The sequence below is a fragment of the Novosphingobium sp. UBA6272 genome (assembly GCF_002440635.1).
In the GTDB taxonomy this organism is placed as follows: domain Bacteria; phylum Pseudomonadota; class Alphaproteobacteria; order Sphingomonadales; family Sphingomonadaceae; genus Novosphingobium.
On the sequence record NZ_DJUW01000001.1, the window covers coordinates 72,233 to 86,629 of the forward strand.

Annotated in this window: 16 protein-coding genes and 1 tRNA gene; 13 read left to right on the forward strand and 4 right to left on the reverse strand. The window is 63.1% G+C overall.

Going from position 1 to position 14,397, the window contains the following annotated elements; genetic code table 11:
- The first annotated feature begins 11 nt into the window (after positions 1-11).
- The 3 genes from gap to B2V17_RS00395 all read left to right on the forward strand — a co-directional run bounded on the left by gap (position 12) and on the right by B2V17_RS00395 (position 3,413).
- Complete coding sequence (gap, locus tag B2V17_RS00385) at positions 12-1,019, forward strand: type I glyceraldehyde-3-phosphate dehydrogenase (protein ID WP_292994026.1); 1,008 nt, start codon at positions 12-14, stop codon at positions 1,017-1,019.
- Positions 1,020-1,229: 210 nt separating this feature from the next.
- A complete protein-coding gene (locus B2V17_RS00390; RefSeq protein WP_292994028.1) occupies positions 1,230-2,432 on the forward strand; it encodes a phosphoglycerate kinase in 1,203 nt (400 codons plus the stop codon).
- A 90-nt stretch (positions 2,433-2,522) separates the two neighbouring features.
- Positions 2,523-3,413 (forward strand): fructose bisphosphate aldolase, encoded by an 891-nt coding sequence (locus B2V17_RS00395; RefSeq protein WP_292994030.1) that lies wholly within the window; start codon positions 2,523-2,525, stop codon positions 3,411-3,413.
- Here B2V17_RS00395 and B2V17_RS00400 read toward each other — a convergent pair.
- Positions 3,410-3,799, reverse strand: coding sequence for a hypothetical protein (locus B2V17_RS00400; RefSeq protein ID WP_292994032.1), 390 nt, complete (start codon positions 3,797-3,799; stop codon positions 3,410-3,412). The genes B2V17_RS00395 and B2V17_RS00400 overlap by 4 nt on opposite strands.
- A 65-nt stretch (positions 3,800-3,864) precedes the next feature.
- Here B2V17_RS00400 and thiE point away from each other — a divergent pair, with 65 nt between their 5' ends.
- Together thiE and B2V17_RS00410 are read left to right on the forward strand one after the other, a co-directional pair.
- A complete protein-coding gene (thiE, locus tag B2V17_RS00405; protein ID WP_292994034.1) occupies positions 3,865-4,482 on the forward strand; it encodes a thiamine phosphate synthase in 618 nt (205 codons plus the stop codon).
- A gap of 124 nt (positions 4,483-4,606) precedes the next feature.
- On the forward strand, positions 4,607-6,562 hold the full coding sequence (locus tag B2V17_RS00410; RefSeq protein ID WP_292994036.1) for an OPT family oligopeptide transporter: 1,956 nt from the start codon (positions 4,607-4,609) through the stop codon (positions 6,560-6,562).
- Here the strand turns inward: B2V17_RS00410 and B2V17_RS00415 are convergent.
- A complete protein-coding gene (locus tag B2V17_RS00415; RefSeq protein WP_292994038.1) occupies positions 6,559-6,993 on the reverse strand; it encodes an elongation factor P in 435 nt (144 codons plus the stop codon). The two genes, B2V17_RS00410 and B2V17_RS00415, sit on opposite strands and share 4 nt — an antisense overlap.
- A gap of 122 nt (positions 6,994-7,115) precedes the next feature.
- On the opposite strand from B2V17_RS00415, the gene efp reads away from it, so the two are divergent.
- The 8 genes from efp (at position 7,116) to B2V17_RS00455 (ending at position 12,086) form a co-directional block, all read left to right on the forward strand.
- Positions 7,116-7,682, forward strand: coding sequence for an elongation factor P (gene efp / locus B2V17_RS00420; RefSeq protein WP_292994040.1), 567 nt, complete (start codon positions 7,116-7,118; stop codon positions 7,680-7,682).
- Position 7,683: 1 nt separating this feature from the next.
- Entirely contained in the window at positions 7,684-8,049 is a 366-nt protein-coding gene (locus B2V17_RS00425; RefSeq protein ID WP_292994042.1) for a hypothetical protein, read from the forward strand.
- Between the two features lie 2 nt (positions 8,050-8,051).
- A complete protein-coding gene (locus B2V17_RS00430) occupies positions 8,052-8,873 on the forward strand; it encodes an inositol monophosphatase family protein (protein WP_292994044.1) in 822 nt (273 codons plus the stop codon).
- 108 nt (positions 8,874-8,981) lie between these two features.
- Complete coding sequence (locus B2V17_RS00435) at positions 8,982-9,293, forward strand: hypothetical protein (RefSeq protein WP_292994046.1); 312 nt, start codon at positions 8,982-8,984, stop codon at positions 9,291-9,293.
- Between the two features lie 76 nt (positions 9,294-9,369).
- Positions 9,370-9,453, forward strand: a tRNA-Leu gene (locus tag B2V17_RS00440).
- Positions 9,454-9,546: 93 nt separating this feature from the next.
- Positions 9,547-10,038 carry a rubrerythrin family protein gene (locus tag B2V17_RS00445; RefSeq protein ID WP_292994048.1) on the forward strand — a complete coding sequence of 164 codons (492 nt, stop codon included), beginning with the start codon at positions 9,547-9,549 and terminating at the stop codon, positions 10,036-10,038.
- 121 nt (positions 10,039-10,159) lie between these two features.
- Entirely contained in the window at positions 10,160-11,485 is a 1,326-nt protein-coding gene (locus B2V17_RS00450) for a heterodisulfide reductase-related iron-sulfur binding cluster (protein ID WP_292994050.1), read from the forward strand.
- Positions 11,486-11,489: 4 nt separating this feature from the next.
- A complete protein-coding gene (locus tag B2V17_RS00455) occupies positions 11,490-12,086 on the forward strand; it encodes a DUF3501 family protein (RefSeq protein ID WP_292994052.1) in 597 nt (198 codons plus the stop codon).
- On the opposite strand, the gene B2V17_RS00460 is transcribed toward B2V17_RS00455, so the two are convergent.
- Both B2V17_RS00460 and B2V17_RS00465 read right to left on the reverse strand, forming a co-directional pair.
- The gene (locus tag B2V17_RS00460; protein WP_292994054.1) at positions 12,083-12,634 is read right to left on the reverse strand and encodes a hypothetical protein; all 552 of its coding nucleotides are present in this window, start codon (positions 12,632-12,634) and stop codon (positions 12,083-12,085) included. The two genes, B2V17_RS00455 and B2V17_RS00460, sit on opposite strands and share 4 nt — an antisense overlap.
- 133 nt (positions 12,635-12,767) lie before the next feature.
- Positions 12,768-14,354, reverse strand: coding sequence for an isocitrate lyase (locus tag B2V17_RS00465; RefSeq protein ID WP_292994056.1), 1,587 nt, complete (start codon positions 14,352-14,354; stop codon positions 12,768-12,770).
- Positions 14,355-14,397: the final 43 nt, after the last annotated feature.

Genomic DNA, 14,397 nt, shown 5'->3' on the forward strand with positions numbered 1-14,397 from the left:
GAGTTTTCAGCATGGCAATCAAGGTTGCGATCAACGGTTTCGGGCGCATCGGGCGCAATGTTGCGCGGGCGATCCTGGAGCGGACTGACCACGATCTCGAACTGGTCTCGATCAACGATCTGGCTTCGGCCAAGGCCAACGCCATGCTGTTCCAGCGCGACAGTGTTCACGGTGCCTTCGACGGCACTGTCGAAGTCGATGGCAACGATCTGATCATCAACGGCAAGCGCATCCACGTTTCGGCCGAGCGCGATCCCGCCAACCTGCCGCATGCCGCCAACGGCGTCGATATCGCGCTGGAATGCACCGGCTTCTTCACCGACCGCGCCAGCTGCGAAAAGCACATCGCCGCCGGTGCCAAGAAGGTGCTGATCTCGGCCCCGGGCAAGAATGTCGACCTGACCGTCGTGTTCGGCGTCAATCATGACAAGCTGGAAGCCGGCCACACCATCGTCTCCAACGCTTCGTGCACCACCAACTGCCTGGCACCCTTCGCCAAGGTGCTCAACGATGCGATCGGGATCGAGCGCGGGTTGATGACCACGGTTCACGCCTATACCAACGATCAGAAGATCCTCGACCAGATCCACGAAGACCCCCGCCGCGCCCGCGCCGCCGGGATGAGCATGATCCCGACCACCACCGGCGCTGCCCGCGCAGTGGGTGAAGTGCTGCCCGAATTGAAGGGCAAGCTCGATGGCTCGGCGATCCGCGTGCCGACCCCGAACGTCTCGGTGGTCGACCTGACCTTCCAGCCGAAGCGCGACACCACCAAGGACGAAGTCAACGCGCTGCTCAAGGCTGCGGCCGAAGGCGCGCTCAAGGGTGTGCTGGGCTTTTCGGACGAACCGCTGGTCTCAATCGATTACAACGGCTGCGCCAACAGCTCGACCATCGATAGCCTCGAAACCGCGGTGATCGACGGCAAGCTGGTTCGCGTGCTCAGCTGGTACGATAACGAATGGGGCTTCTCCAACCGGATGGTCGACACCGCCGGGGCGATGGGGAAGCTGCTCTGACCTGATCGCCAACCCAACAAAGTTCGTCATGCTGAACTTGTTTCAGCATCCATCCTGCCTCATGATCGAAGCGCTGAATGCCAGTCTTCGGCGCGGCCTAGCTGCCCAACAGCGCTTAGGTCTTCGGCGAGAGATGGACCCTGAAACGAGTTCAGGGTGACGAGTTTTGGTTGGCAGTGATAGCGCGGCCCCGCACTAGGGAATTCGACCATGACCAAGTTCAAGACCCTCGACGATCTCGGAGACCTTACCGGCAAGGTGGCGCTGGTTCGCGTCGACCTCAACCTGCCGATGCAGGACGCGCATGTTACCGACGATACCCGCGTGCGGGCCGCGGCACCGACGATCCTCGAGCTGTCGGCCAAGGGCGCCAAGGTGCTGTTGCTGGCGCATTTCGGTCGGCCCAAGGGTGAGAAAATCTCGACCATGTCGGTCAGCATGACGATCGATGCGGTTCAGGCGGTGCTGGGCAAGGAAGTGATGTTCGTGCCCGAGATCGCCGGGCCGGTGGTCGCGCAGTCGATCGGCATTCTCCAGCCGGGCGATATCGCGCTGCTGGAAAACACCCGGTTCTGGAAGGGCGAGGAAAAGAACGATCCCGACCTTGCCAAGGCAATCGCCGCCAATGCCGACCTCTATGTCAACGATGCCTTCTCCGCCGCGCACCGCGCCCATGCCAGTACCGAAGGCCTCGCGCATCTGCTCCCGGCCTATGCCGGCCGCTCGATGGAAGCGGAACTGAAGGCACTCGAAGCCGCGCTTGGCAATCCGGTGCGTCCGGTCGCTGCCGTGGTGGGCGGAGCCAAGGTCTCCTCCAAGCTCGACGTGCTGACGCATCTGGTCACCCAGGTCGATCACCTGATCATCGGCGGGGGCATGGCCAATACCTTCCTCGCCGCGCGCGGGGTCGCGGTCGGCAAGAGCCTGTGCGAGCATGAACTGGCCGCGACCTGCGAGCAGATACTCGAAGCTGCCGACAAGTCCGGCTGCACCGTCCATCTGCCTTATGATGTTGTCGTGGCGAAGGAATTCGCCGCCAACCCGGCCAGCCTGCGGACCTGCAATGTCCACGAAGTCGCCGCTGACGAGATGATCCTCGACATTGGCCCGCAGGCCACCGAGGCGCTGGCCGATGTGCTCAAGACCTGCCGCACGCTGGTCTGGAACGGTCCGCTCGGCGCATTTGAGACCCAGCCGTTCGACACCGCCACCGTCGCCCTGGCCCGCAGTGCCGCTGCGCTGACCAAGGAAGGCGTGCTGACTTCGGTGGCTGGCGGGGGCGATACTGTCGCCGCGCTCAACCATGCCGGGGTGGCGGGCGATTTCAGCTATATTTCAACCGCCGGCGGGGCCTTCCTGGAATGGATGGAAGGCAAGGAACTGCCCGGCGTGGTGGCGCTGCAGACAGCCTAAGGAAAAGCTGGTTAGCGTGGTTGCGGCGAGGCAGCGAGGTCGCTATGGGCGCCGCATCACATACGTATGCGCAAACAGGGATCCGCTTCGATGAACACTGCCGACATGACCGCCAAGATGGCCGCCGGAAACGGTTTTATTGCCGCTCTCGATCAGTCGGGTGGTTCCACGCCCAAGGCGCTGGCGGGTTATGGCGTCAGCGAGGGTGCCTGGTCAAACGAAGCGGAAATGTTCGGCCTGATCCACCAGATGCGCGAACGCATCATTACCTCACCGGCCTTTACCGGGAACAAGGTGATCGGCGCGATCCTGTTTGAGCGGACCATGGACGGCACCGCGGGGGGCAAGCCGGTTCCGGCCGCGCTGATCGACAAGGGCATTGTCCCCTTCATCAAGATCGACAAGGGCCTGGAAGACGAACAGAACGGCGTTCAGCTGATGAAGCCGATGCCCGAACTGGACGCCTTGCTCAGCCGATCCAAGGCGCTCGGCGTCTATGGCACCAAGGAGCGTTCGGTGATCAATTCAGCCAACGCCGCCGGTATCGCTGCTGCGGTCGCTCAACAGTTCGAAGTCGGCCGTCAGGTCCTGTCGCACGGCATGATGCCGATCCTTGAGCCCGAAGTGAACATCAAGAGCGAAACCCGCGCCGATTGCGATGCGATCCTGCTCGATGAAATGCTCAAGAACCTTGAAGCCATGGACCAGCAGGTCATGCTCAAGCTGTCGCTGCCGGTGCAGCCGGGCAAGTTCGACGCGCTGGTCGATCATCCCAAGGTGCTGCGGGTTGTCGCGCTGTCGGGCGGCTACAAGCGCCCCGAGGCCTGTATCGAACTCGCCAAGAACCGCGGGATCATTGCCAGCTTCAGTCGCGCCTTGCTCGAAGATCTGCGTCACCAGATGAGCGACAGCGAATTCGATGCCGCGCTGGGCGAGGCGATCGACGCGATTTTCAGCGGATCGACCGTCAAAGCCGCCTAAAGCCCGCCGCTAAAGCGAAATCCAAAGCTGTAATCGGTCTTGCGGATCGGTTCGCTGGCGGACACGCGAGCAGGCATCACTTCGACCAGCTCGAGCGTTCCGTCGGCAACGGAGATCGGCTTGTTGCTGATGATTTCGCGCGTGACATAGCCCGCGCCGGTGTCGATCCGCACGGTCAGGCGGACCTGGCCGGCCCAGACGCAGCGCACATCTGCCGGGCAGCGGCTGTCTTCCAGGACCATCAGCGGAGTCACCTTGGGGCCGCCGACATAGGCGGTCTCGCCAATCCGGGCGCGGGCGACTCCGTCGGCGTCGGGCTGGACCGTGGCGCAGCCGGTAAGGCTGAGGGCGGCGGCGGCAAGCGGCAAGGCGATGGTTCTGATCATGAAGCAATAATGCCCGGGCGCGATGAATGGTTCCGAAATGGCCGCGAAGTCGCTAAGGGCGCGAAATGACCCAGTGCCAGCTTTACCTGATCTCTCCGCTCGAAGTCGGCGGCGCCTTTCCAGAGCGGCTTGCCCGCGCGCTTGATGCCGCGCCGGTCGCTGCCTTCCAGTTCCGGGTCAAAGGCATCGACGAACATGAGGCGGCGCGGCTGGCCGAACCGCTGCAGGCGATCTGCGCAGAGCGCGAGGTTGCGTTCATCGTCAACGATTCGATCAGTCTGGCCAAACGGATCAAGGCCGATGGCGTCCACCTGGGCCAGGAAGATGGCACGGTCGAAGAAGCGCGCCAGCGGCTCGGCCGCGAAGCGCAGATCGGCGTTACCTGCCACAACAGCCGCCACCTGGCGCTGGAAGCGGGCGACGCAGGGGCGGATTACGTCGCCTTCGGGGCGTTCTTCCCGACCACTACCAAACAGACCGACTATATCGCCACGCCCGATCTCCTCGAATGGTGGCAGGGATTGATGGAAATTCCCTGCGTCGCGATCGGCGGGATCACCCCGCAAAACTGCGGCCCGCTGGTCAAGGCCGGGGCCGATTTCCTGGCCGTATCGGGCGCGGTCTGGAGCGGCGACGAGGCCGCGGCCGTGCGCGCCTTCGCAGCGGCACTCGGCAGTAACTGAGCCATTCTGGCGGTCTGCTGACTGGGGATAGGCGGTTGCGACCGTTTCCTACTGCACCGAACTGTGCCAACAGTCCTACAGTGAGGTAAAGCCGCAAATATTTGCGGCCGGTACCCTGTGAAACATGTCAACTTCCGGAGCGACCGCCATGCGTGAACTGACCATTCGGGGCATCATCCTTGGTGCGGTGCTGACGGTGCTGTTCACGGCGGCAAACGTCTATCTCGGCCTCAAGATCGGTTTGACCTTTGCCACCTCGATCCCGGCGGCGGTCATCTCGATGGCGTTGCTCAAGGCCTTCGCCGACAGTACGATTCAGGAAAACAATATCGTCCAGACCATCGCCTCGGCGGCGGGGACGCTTTCGGCGATCATTTTTGTTTTGCCCGGTTTGATCATGATCGGCTGGTGGACCGGCTTCCCCTATTGGCAATCGGTTGCGGTAATCGCGGTCGGCGGGATCCTGGGGGTGATGTATTCGGTGCCGCTGCGCCGCGCTTTGGTGACCGGTTCGGACCTGCCCTATCCCGAAGGGGTTGCGGCGGCCGAAGTGCTCAAGGTTGGCGCTGGGGTCGGCGGCGCGGAAGAGAACCGCAAGGGGCTTGCGGCAATCGTGCTCGGCTCATTGCTTTCCGCCGGTTACGCGGTCCTCGCGAAGATGAAGCTGGTCGCCGAAGAGGCGGGGACGGTGGTTAAACTGGGTTCGGGCGCGACGGCTTTTTCGACCAGTTTTTCGCTGGCCCTGATCGGGGTCGGCCATCTGGTCGGCCTTGCGGTTGGTATCGCCATGCTGGTCGGGCTGGTGATCGGCTGGATCATCCTGTTGCCGCAGTTCACCGCCGGCGGCGCGCCGAGCGGCACCGAACTGGCCGATTTCGTTTCGACAACCTTCCGTCAAAAGGTTCGCTTCGTCGGTGCCGGCACCATCGGGGTTGCGGCGATCTGGACCCTGCTCAAGATGCTTGGGCCGATTGCACGCGGTATTTCGGGGGCACTGGCCGCGGCGCGCCAATGCAAGGCCGGGCAGGGAGAACAGCTCGACATTACCGAGCGGGACCTGCCGATTGGCGTGGTTGGCGGAACGATCCTGATTGCCATGCTGCCGATCGGTGTGCTGCTGGCCGGTTTTGCCGCCGGCGGACCAATTGCCGCGGCGATGGGCAGCACGATAGCGCTTTCGATTGTCTATGTGCTTTTGGCCGGGGTCGTGATCGCTTCGGTTTGCGGCTATATGGCGGGGCTGATCGGGGCGTCGAACAGCCCGATTTCGGGCGTGGGCATCCTTTCAAGCCTGGGCATCTCGCTTTTGCTCGTGGCCATATTCGGGCAGGGCGGGGATGAGGCGAGCACCAAGGCGCTGGTTGCCTTTGCGCTGTTCGTCACCGCGATCGTCTTTGGCATCGCCACGATTTCCAACGACAACCTGCAAGATCTGAAGACCGGACAGTTGGTCGGGGCAACGCCATGGCGTCAACAAATTGCCCTGGTGCTGGGCGTGATCTTCGGTGCGCTGGTGATCCCGCCGATCCTCGATCTGTTGAACACCACATTCGGCTTCCAGGGTGCGCCCGGTGCTGGCGAAGATGCGCTGGCAGCCCCGCAGGCTGCGTTGATCACCGCGATCGCCCAAGGCGTGCTGGGCGGCAATCTCGATTGGAGCCTGATCGGCACCGGCGCCGCGATTGGCGCGGGGGTTATCGCGGTCGACGAACTGCTGCGCAAGTCAGGCAAAGGCAGTCTGCCGCCGCTTGCGGTGGGCATGGGAATCTACCTGCCGATGGGGCTGACCCTGTTGATCCCGGTCGGGGCGATCCTGGGCCACCTCTATAACCGCTGGGCCGAACGGCAGGCCGATCCCGGCTTTGCAGAGCGGATGGGCGTGCTGGCCGCAACCGGGCTGATCGTTGGGGAAAGCCTGTTCGGAGTGGCCTTTGCCGGAATTGCGGCGGCAACCGGCAGTCCGGATGCCCTGGCCGTCATGGCCGAGAATCCCAGGGCAGAGCTGGCCGGGATTGTGATCTTTGCCGCAGCCGTGGCCTGGCTTTACAGCGCGACCCGCAAGGCCGTTTCGGGCCGCTAGGGCCGGTTGCCGGCGCCTGCGGCGCAAGCCGCAGACTTGCCGGTTCCAGCTCGGTCGCAGCCCGGGCCAACGCTGTTGTTGAGCACCTTGCGCACACAACGCAATTGGGTAGCCTTGCCATCCGGACCCAGCTTGCGGAGGAAATTGTCGGTGATGCGGCGATACTTGTCACCCCGCTTGGGGCCGCTGGTCAGAACCAGATCGTCTCCGGTCAGCAGATAGATGCCACGCCCGGCCGGAGTGTAATAGCTGTTGGAATTGGCGATGACGAAGTTTTCGTCATCCACCCGGTAACCGGCGGCGTTGGTTGCATCGCCGGGCAATTCGCAGGCGAAGGCCCCCGGCAGCAGGCTGTCGATCGGCCCGCCGGGCACGGCAAAGGCAGCGGCAGAGGCGGCGAGCAGGGCGGCGGAGAGGGCGTAACGTAGCATCGCCCAGGCTTCTAGCACCGCTTGGCCGCACGCGCCACCTTGCCCCGCGCGCCCGCCCGCGCTAAGGGCGCCAGCTTCCGGCAGCGGTGCCGGGTTCTTTCTCATCCTTGAAGGCAGGCATCATGGCCAAGATCAGCGGCGTGGACATTCGTCCCGGCAACATCATCGAATACGATAAGGGCATCTGGAAGGTTGCCAAGATCCAGCATACCCAGCCCGGCAAGGGCGGCGCGTTCATGCAGGTCGAGATGAAGAACCTGATGGATGGCCGCAAGACCAACGTCCGCTTCCGCAGCGCCGACACGGTCGAAAAGGTCCGGCTCGACACCAAGGACTTCCAGTACCTCTACGCCGAGGGCGACGATCTGGTGTTCATGGACAAGGACAATTTCGAACAGATCACCCTGCCGCGCGACCTGCTGGGCGATGCCGCCGACTTCCTCCAGGACGGGATGGATGTGGTGCTCGAGCTGTGGGAAGAACGCCCGGTCAGCGTCGAACTGCCGCAGCACATCGAAGCGATGATTGTCGAAGCCGATGCCGTGGTGAAGGGCCAGACCGCCTCGTCCAGCTACAAGCCGGCGATCCTGGATAACGGCGTGCGCGTGATGGTGCCGCCGCACATCGCCAGCGGCACCCGGATCGTGGTCGACGTCTACGAACGTAGCTACGTCGGCAAGGCGGACTAACTTGTCAGCACCATCCCTCGATGGCCTCTATCTTGAGGACTCTTGGCTGATGGGGCTGACATTCGCAGGCGGCGATCTCAAACTTCGGGCTGTCCTCCATCTCACCAAGGATCATCCCGGCTACAGCGATCCTCGTAAGAGTGAGTGGGCTTGTTATCGTGACGGTTGGCTTACTTTTGCGAAGTGTCGGGATTTGATCTGGAATCAGAAATCCGACTCACTTCCGCAGGACGTCGATGGTTACGACATGGGTACGATCAATACCCTGACAGTTGTCGATAACCGCTACGTAGTTGAAACAGATGTTTTGAAACTGCGCTTTCAGGCAGATGGCCTGACAGTGACTTTTGATCAGGAACAGGAATAGAGATGGCCGTCATTTCCGGCTTGATGCGCGTGATGGAAAAGGCCGCCCGCAAGGCCGGTGGCCGCTTGCGCCGCGATTTCGGGGAAGTTGAGCACCTCCAGGTCAGCCGTAAAGGGCCGGCCGACTTCGTGTCCAAGGCCGACCAGCGCGCCGAGCGGACCTTGTGGGACGAACTGCGCGCGGCGCGGCCTGACTGGGGTTTCGTGATGGAAGAGGGCGGGGTGATCGAAGGCGATCCCGGCAAGCCGCGCTTCATCATCGATCCGCTCGACGGGACCAGTAACTTCCTGCACGGCATTCCGCACTTCGCGATTTCGATCGCGGTGCAGGAACCCAAGCTGGACGGCTCGGGCTGGGGCGATGTGACCGCGGCGCTGGTCTATCAGCCGATTACCGACGAGAGCTATTGGGCTGAAAAAGCTCGCGGGGCCTGGCTGCAGGATGCCCGTCTGCGCGTTTCGGGCCGTCGCCACCTCGACGAGAGCCTGATCGCCACCGGCATTCCCTTTGCCGGGGCCGGCGATCCGGCGGAATGGATGAAGATCTATACCGCGCTGGCGCCGCAGGTGGCAGGAATCCGCCGGTTCGGCGCGGCCTCTCTCGATCTCGCCTGGGTGGCTGCCGGTCGCTACGAAGGGTTCTGGGAAAGCAACCTCAAGCCGTGGGATACGGCGGCCGGGTGCCTGCTGGTGCGCGAAGCGGGCGGTTTCGTGTCCGACTGGCGCGGGATCAGTCAGCCGGTCTGCGACAAGCAGGTTCTGGCCGGAAACGACGCGCTGCATTCACGCCTGCACAAGGTCATCGTCGGCGCGCTCAAGGCCTGACCCGATTTTTTCATCGCTAACACCGGGGACAGCCCCGGTGTTAGCCGGTTCTTAAGCATGTTTGGCAATATGTCGTACGTCCGGCTGCAATGCTGCGGAGATGCGTCCATGCCGATTTCGATTCTTGAACACGGACTTGGCCCGATCCTGCTGGTTATTGGGGCCCCGCAGCCCGTGGCGGAGCAGGAATTGATGATCGTCCTGCCACAGGGCCGATTCGATCTGCCCCGCGCCTTGCGTGGGCCGGGGGCAGGGCTGGAGCTGGCGCCGCACTTGCGCCGGGTTGGGCGATATCCAAGCGATCTTCCAGGCATTCGGGTTGACGATGGCCTGATCCCGCCCGCGATCGTCTGGACTCCCACGTCGTCCTCGATGCTGCGGATCGATCCGGCCAAGGTCCACTACCGGTTGCTTTTCTGATCCGGTGATCGGGTTCGTTCGATCGTCCCTTGCCGCACCGGCAAAGCCCGGCTAAGCGCTCACCCGCACGCGCAGGGCCCCTGTGGCGGAATGGTAGACGCGAACGACTCAAAATCGTTTGTAGCAATACGTGCCCGTTCGAGTCGGGCCAGGGGCACCACCGCATTTCAGACGCGGGCATGATCAAACGGAATTGCGAATTATTCGCAACTATTTGATCGCTTTTCCCGATTTCCACTCGCGGAAATTCCGCATGGCCTTCGCCCGGGTGACGGCGCATCTACGCTGGGACATTTCCACCCATTCATGGAGAGAGAACATGGGACTCAAGGGCTCACAGACCGAAGAAAACCTCAAGGCCGCGTTCGCCGGTGAAAGCCAGGCTAACCGCCGTTACCTCTATTTCGCCCAGAAGGCCGACATTGAAGGCCATAACGACGTCGCCGCGGTGTTCCGCTCAACTGCCGAAGGCGAAACGGGCCACGCGCACGGCCACCTCGAATACCTTGAAGAATGCGGCGATCCCGCCACGGGAGAGCCGATCGGCGATACCGTTGCCAACCTGAAGGCCTCGATCGCCGGCGAAACCCACGAGTACACCGACATGTACCCGGGCATGGCCAAGACCGCGCGCGACGAAGGCTTCGACGAAATCGCCGACTGGTTCGAAACCCTGGCCAAGGCTGAAAAGAGCCATGCCGGCAAGTTCCAGAAGACGCTCGACACCCTGCTGGCTGACGCCTGACGAGCCCCCCCGCCCCCTCGCCTGCCCGGCGAGGGGACACCCGCGAAGCAATCCAGCGCCGTTGCAACAGGCCTGGGTTGCTTCGTCATCCCATTATTACTGCAAGACTTAGGGGGCAGGCATGGAAGGCAGCCTCGACGCGCCGACGCGCCACGCGATTCCGTGGCAGGATGAAGCCTGGTACGATGAAGCCGCGCTCGATGCCGAGCTGCGCCGCGTCTATGACATTTGCCACGGCTGCCGCCGCTGCTTCAACCTGTGCGACAGTTTCCCGATCCTGTTCGACGCGATCGACGAGGCGCCGAACGAGGAAGTTGATGATCTGACCCCGGTCCAGCTGGCCAAGGTCGTCGATGCCTGCACGCTGTGCGACATGTGCTTCATGACGAAGTGCCCCTATGTCCCGCCGCACAGCTTCGATCTCGATTTCCCGCACCTGATGCTGCGCGCTCGCGCTGTGAAGAACCGCAAGGGTGAGACTCTGCTGATGGACAAGCAGCTGGCGGAGATGGATCGCAACGGGCGGCTCGGCTCCATGGCTGCGGGGCTGGCCAACTGGGCGACCAAGCAGGACAACGGTCTGACCCGCCCGGCGATCGAGGCGGTGACCGGGATTGACCGACGCGCACACCTGCCGCCCTTCATGGAAATCTCGCTGACCCGCCAGGCCCCTGGGATTATCCCGGCGCCCAATCCCGACGGCCCCGCCTTCGGCAAGAAGGTTGCGATCTATGCCGGGTGCCACGATGAATTCAATGACGGCGGCCCCGGTGTGGCGCTGGTGAAGGTGCTGGCGCACAACGGCGTCCAGGTGCGGATCGAGCATCCCGACTGCTGCGGCATGCCCAAGTTCGAGAATGGCGACCTGCCTGCCGTCGCCAGCGCCGCCAACCGCATTTCGGCACACTTCGCGCCGCTGATCGAAGCAGGCTGGGATATCGTTCCGCTGACCACCTCCTGCGCGCTGATGCTCAAGTTCGAATGGCCGCTGATCGAGCCGGAGAACGAGACGGTCAAGCTGCTCAGCAAGCACACCTTCGATGTCGCCGAATATGTCGTCGCGCTGTCGAAGGATGGCGGGCTGGCGCCGATCGCGCCGATGGACAAGCGGATAGCAGTCCACTTTGCCTGCCACGCCCGCGCCCAGAACATGGGGCCCAAGGCGATGGAGATGCTGCGCCTGATCCCCGATGCCAAGCCGGCCCTGACCGAGCGCTGCTCGGGCCATGGCGGCAAGTGGGGGATCTTCAAGGAAAACTTCGACCGCGCGGTAAAGGTAGGCAAGCCCGCCGCGCGCAACCTGGTCAAGGACCAGCCGGATCTGATCGTTTCGGAATGCCCACTGGCCGGCCCGCACCTCAAGCAGGTGATTGCCGCCAACGGAGCCGAACCGCCGGCCCGCATCGGCCACCCGATCGAGGTTCTGGCCCAAGCTTATGGATTGTAAACAAATGCCCCGCGATACCCGGACCATTACCCCCGCCGACATCCTGCCGGTCGATCAGTACGAACTGATCCGCGCCGACAAGAAGCAAGAAGCCCTGGCACGCAAGCAGCTGACCCGGATCTCGGTTGGTCCGCATGCAACCGTCTTGTTCGAAAACTGGGATTCGATGTGGTTGCAGATCCACGAAATGCTGCGGATCGAGAAGGGCGGGGACGAGCAGCTGGCCGATGAACTGGCGGCCTATGACCCGATGGTGCCCAAGGGCGCCGAGCTGACCTGCACCCTGCTGTTCGAGATCGGCGATGCGGTGCGCCGTGATGCATTTCTGCGCACGATCGGCGGGGTGGAAAACCACATCGCGATCCAGCTCGGCGGATTTACGATCCGCGCCCGCCCCGAAGGCGATACCGAGCGGACCCGGGCCAGCGATAACAAGGCCAGTGCCGTTCACTTCCTGCACTTCGATTTCCCGCCAGCGGCGATTGCCGTCTGGAAAAGCGGGGAAGGGAGCGCAATGTTGCTGATCGACCACCCGAACTATGGCCATGCCGCGCTGATCGGGGCGGACAGCCGCGCCTTCCTGGCCAGGGAGTGCTTCTAGTCACCATTGGCGCCGGCGCTGCCTGAGCGCTGGCGTGCAGCTTCGATCGCGCTGCTGAGCTGACTGGTATCCGGTCGACCCGCATTGGCGGGATCGCCGCCGGCGGTAGAAGCCAATTCCGAATCGGCATTTTGTCGGCCCTTCGGTTTGGCCATACTGCGGCGCGTGATTTTGCCGCCGGGCTGCGATGACAAGTCGGTCGGCGGAAGGAAGGCAGGACCCTGGGGGCTAGACTTCGGCAAACTCCTGCGCGCTGACGAAGCTCCGCCGCCGCCGTCGCCCATTCCAAAGCCGCCGCCCGAATCCTCACCAAATCCGCCGCCGCCGGTCTTGACCTTCATGTGCGTGGCGAGCTGCTTGGTGCCTAGTTTCTTCTGTTCGGCGGCAATCAGGTCGTTCTTGGCCTGGGTGGCGTCGATTTGCGCTGCCACGCCGATATCATCTCCGCCGGCAAACAGCGCGAGGAGCGTTGTGATCGCGACTGTTGCCGCAGCGAAATGCTTCAGCTGCTTTGATGAAATCGGCAGGGTGGGGGCAGGGCGGCGCATGGCTGCGTTTCTAGCCCGCGAAGGTTAACCGCCCGGTTCCGGCTTATGGTTACGAAAAGTTTGACGGCCGCCGGGGCGAAAGGGGCGCCCCGACGACCGTCGTTTCTCCTCCCCAGGAGGTCTTTGGCAGCCGTCAGGCCGCGAACTGGTTCATCGTATTGTGTTCGCCGCCGGCCTTGAGCGCGGCTTCACCGGCGAAGTATTCCTTGTGATCGTCACCGATGTCGCTGCCCGACATGTTCTGGTGCTTGACGCAGGCGATGCCCTGGCGGATTTCCTCGCGCTGGACGTTCTTGACGTAGCCCAGCATGCCGGCGTCGCCGAAGTATTCCTTGGCCAGGTTATCGGTGCTCAGCGCCGCGGTATGATAGGTCGGCAGCGTGATCAGGTGGTGGAAGATCCCGGCCTGCGCCGCTGCATCGCGCTGGAAGGTGCGGATCCGCTCGTCGGCTTCCTGGGCCAGCTGCGAGGCATCGTAATCGACGCTCATCAGTTTGGCGCGGTCATAGGCGGAAACGTCCTTGCCGGCTTCCACCCAGGCATCGAACACCTGCTGGCGGAAGTTGAGCGTCCAGTTGAAGCTGGGCGAATTGTTGTAGACCAGCTTGGCATTGGGGATCACTTCGCGGATCCGGCTGACCATTCCGCCGATCTGGCCGATGTGCGGTTTTTCGGTTTCGATCCACAGCAGGTCGGCGCCGTTCTGCAGCGAAGTGATGCAGTCCAGCACGCAGCGGTCTTCGCCAGTGCCCGAGCGGAACTGGTAGAGGTTGCTGGGCAGCCGCTTGGGCTTGAGCAGCTTGCCGTCGCGGCTGATCAGGACGTCGCCGTGGCCCACTTCGGTCACCTCCTCGCAGTCGAGGAAGCTGTTGTACTGATCGCCGATATCGCCGGCTTCGCGGGTAAAGGCGATCTGTTTGGTCAGACCGGCGCCGAGCGAGTCGGTGCGGGCGACGATGATGCCGTCGTCGACGCCCAGTTCCATGAAGGCGTAACGGATGGCGCGGATCTTCGCGAGGAAGTCTTCGTGCGGAACGGTAACCTTGCCGTCCTGGTGGCCGCATTGCTTTTCGTCAGACACCTGGTTTTCGATCTGCAGCGCGCAGGCACCGGCTTCGATCATCTTCTTGGCGAGCAGGTAAGTTGCCTCGGCATTACCGAACCCGGCGTCGATATCGGCGATGATCGGCACGACGTGGGTTTCGAAGCCGTCGATCTTGGCCTGCACGGCCTTCGCCTTGACTTCATCGCCAGACTTGCGTGCATCGTCGAGCTCACGGAACAGGCCGCCCAGCTCGCGGGCATCGGCCTGGCGCAGGAAGGTATAGAGTTCTTCGATCAGCGCCGGAACGCTGGTCTTTTCGTGCATCGACTGGTCGGGAAGGGGGCCGAATTCGCTGCGCAGCGCGGCTATCATCCAGCCCGAGAGGTAGAGGTAACGGCCCTTGGTGGTGCCGAAATGCTTCTTGATCGAGATGAGCTTCTGCTGCCCGATAAAGCCGTGCCAGCAGCCCAGCGACTGGGTGTACTGGGCCGGATCGGCATCATAGGCGGCCATGTCGCGGCGCATGATCCCGGCGGTGTACTTGGCGATTTCCAGCCCGGTCTTGAAGCGGTTCTGCAAGCGCATGCGGGCGACCGATTCGGCGTTGATCCCGTCCCAGGCAGGCTGAGTGGAGATGGTCTGGTCGGCGGCGGCGATTTCATTCGAATAGGTCACGGAAAGTCTCCTGGGGAGTTGTTGCCCCAGTCATACTGCAGTG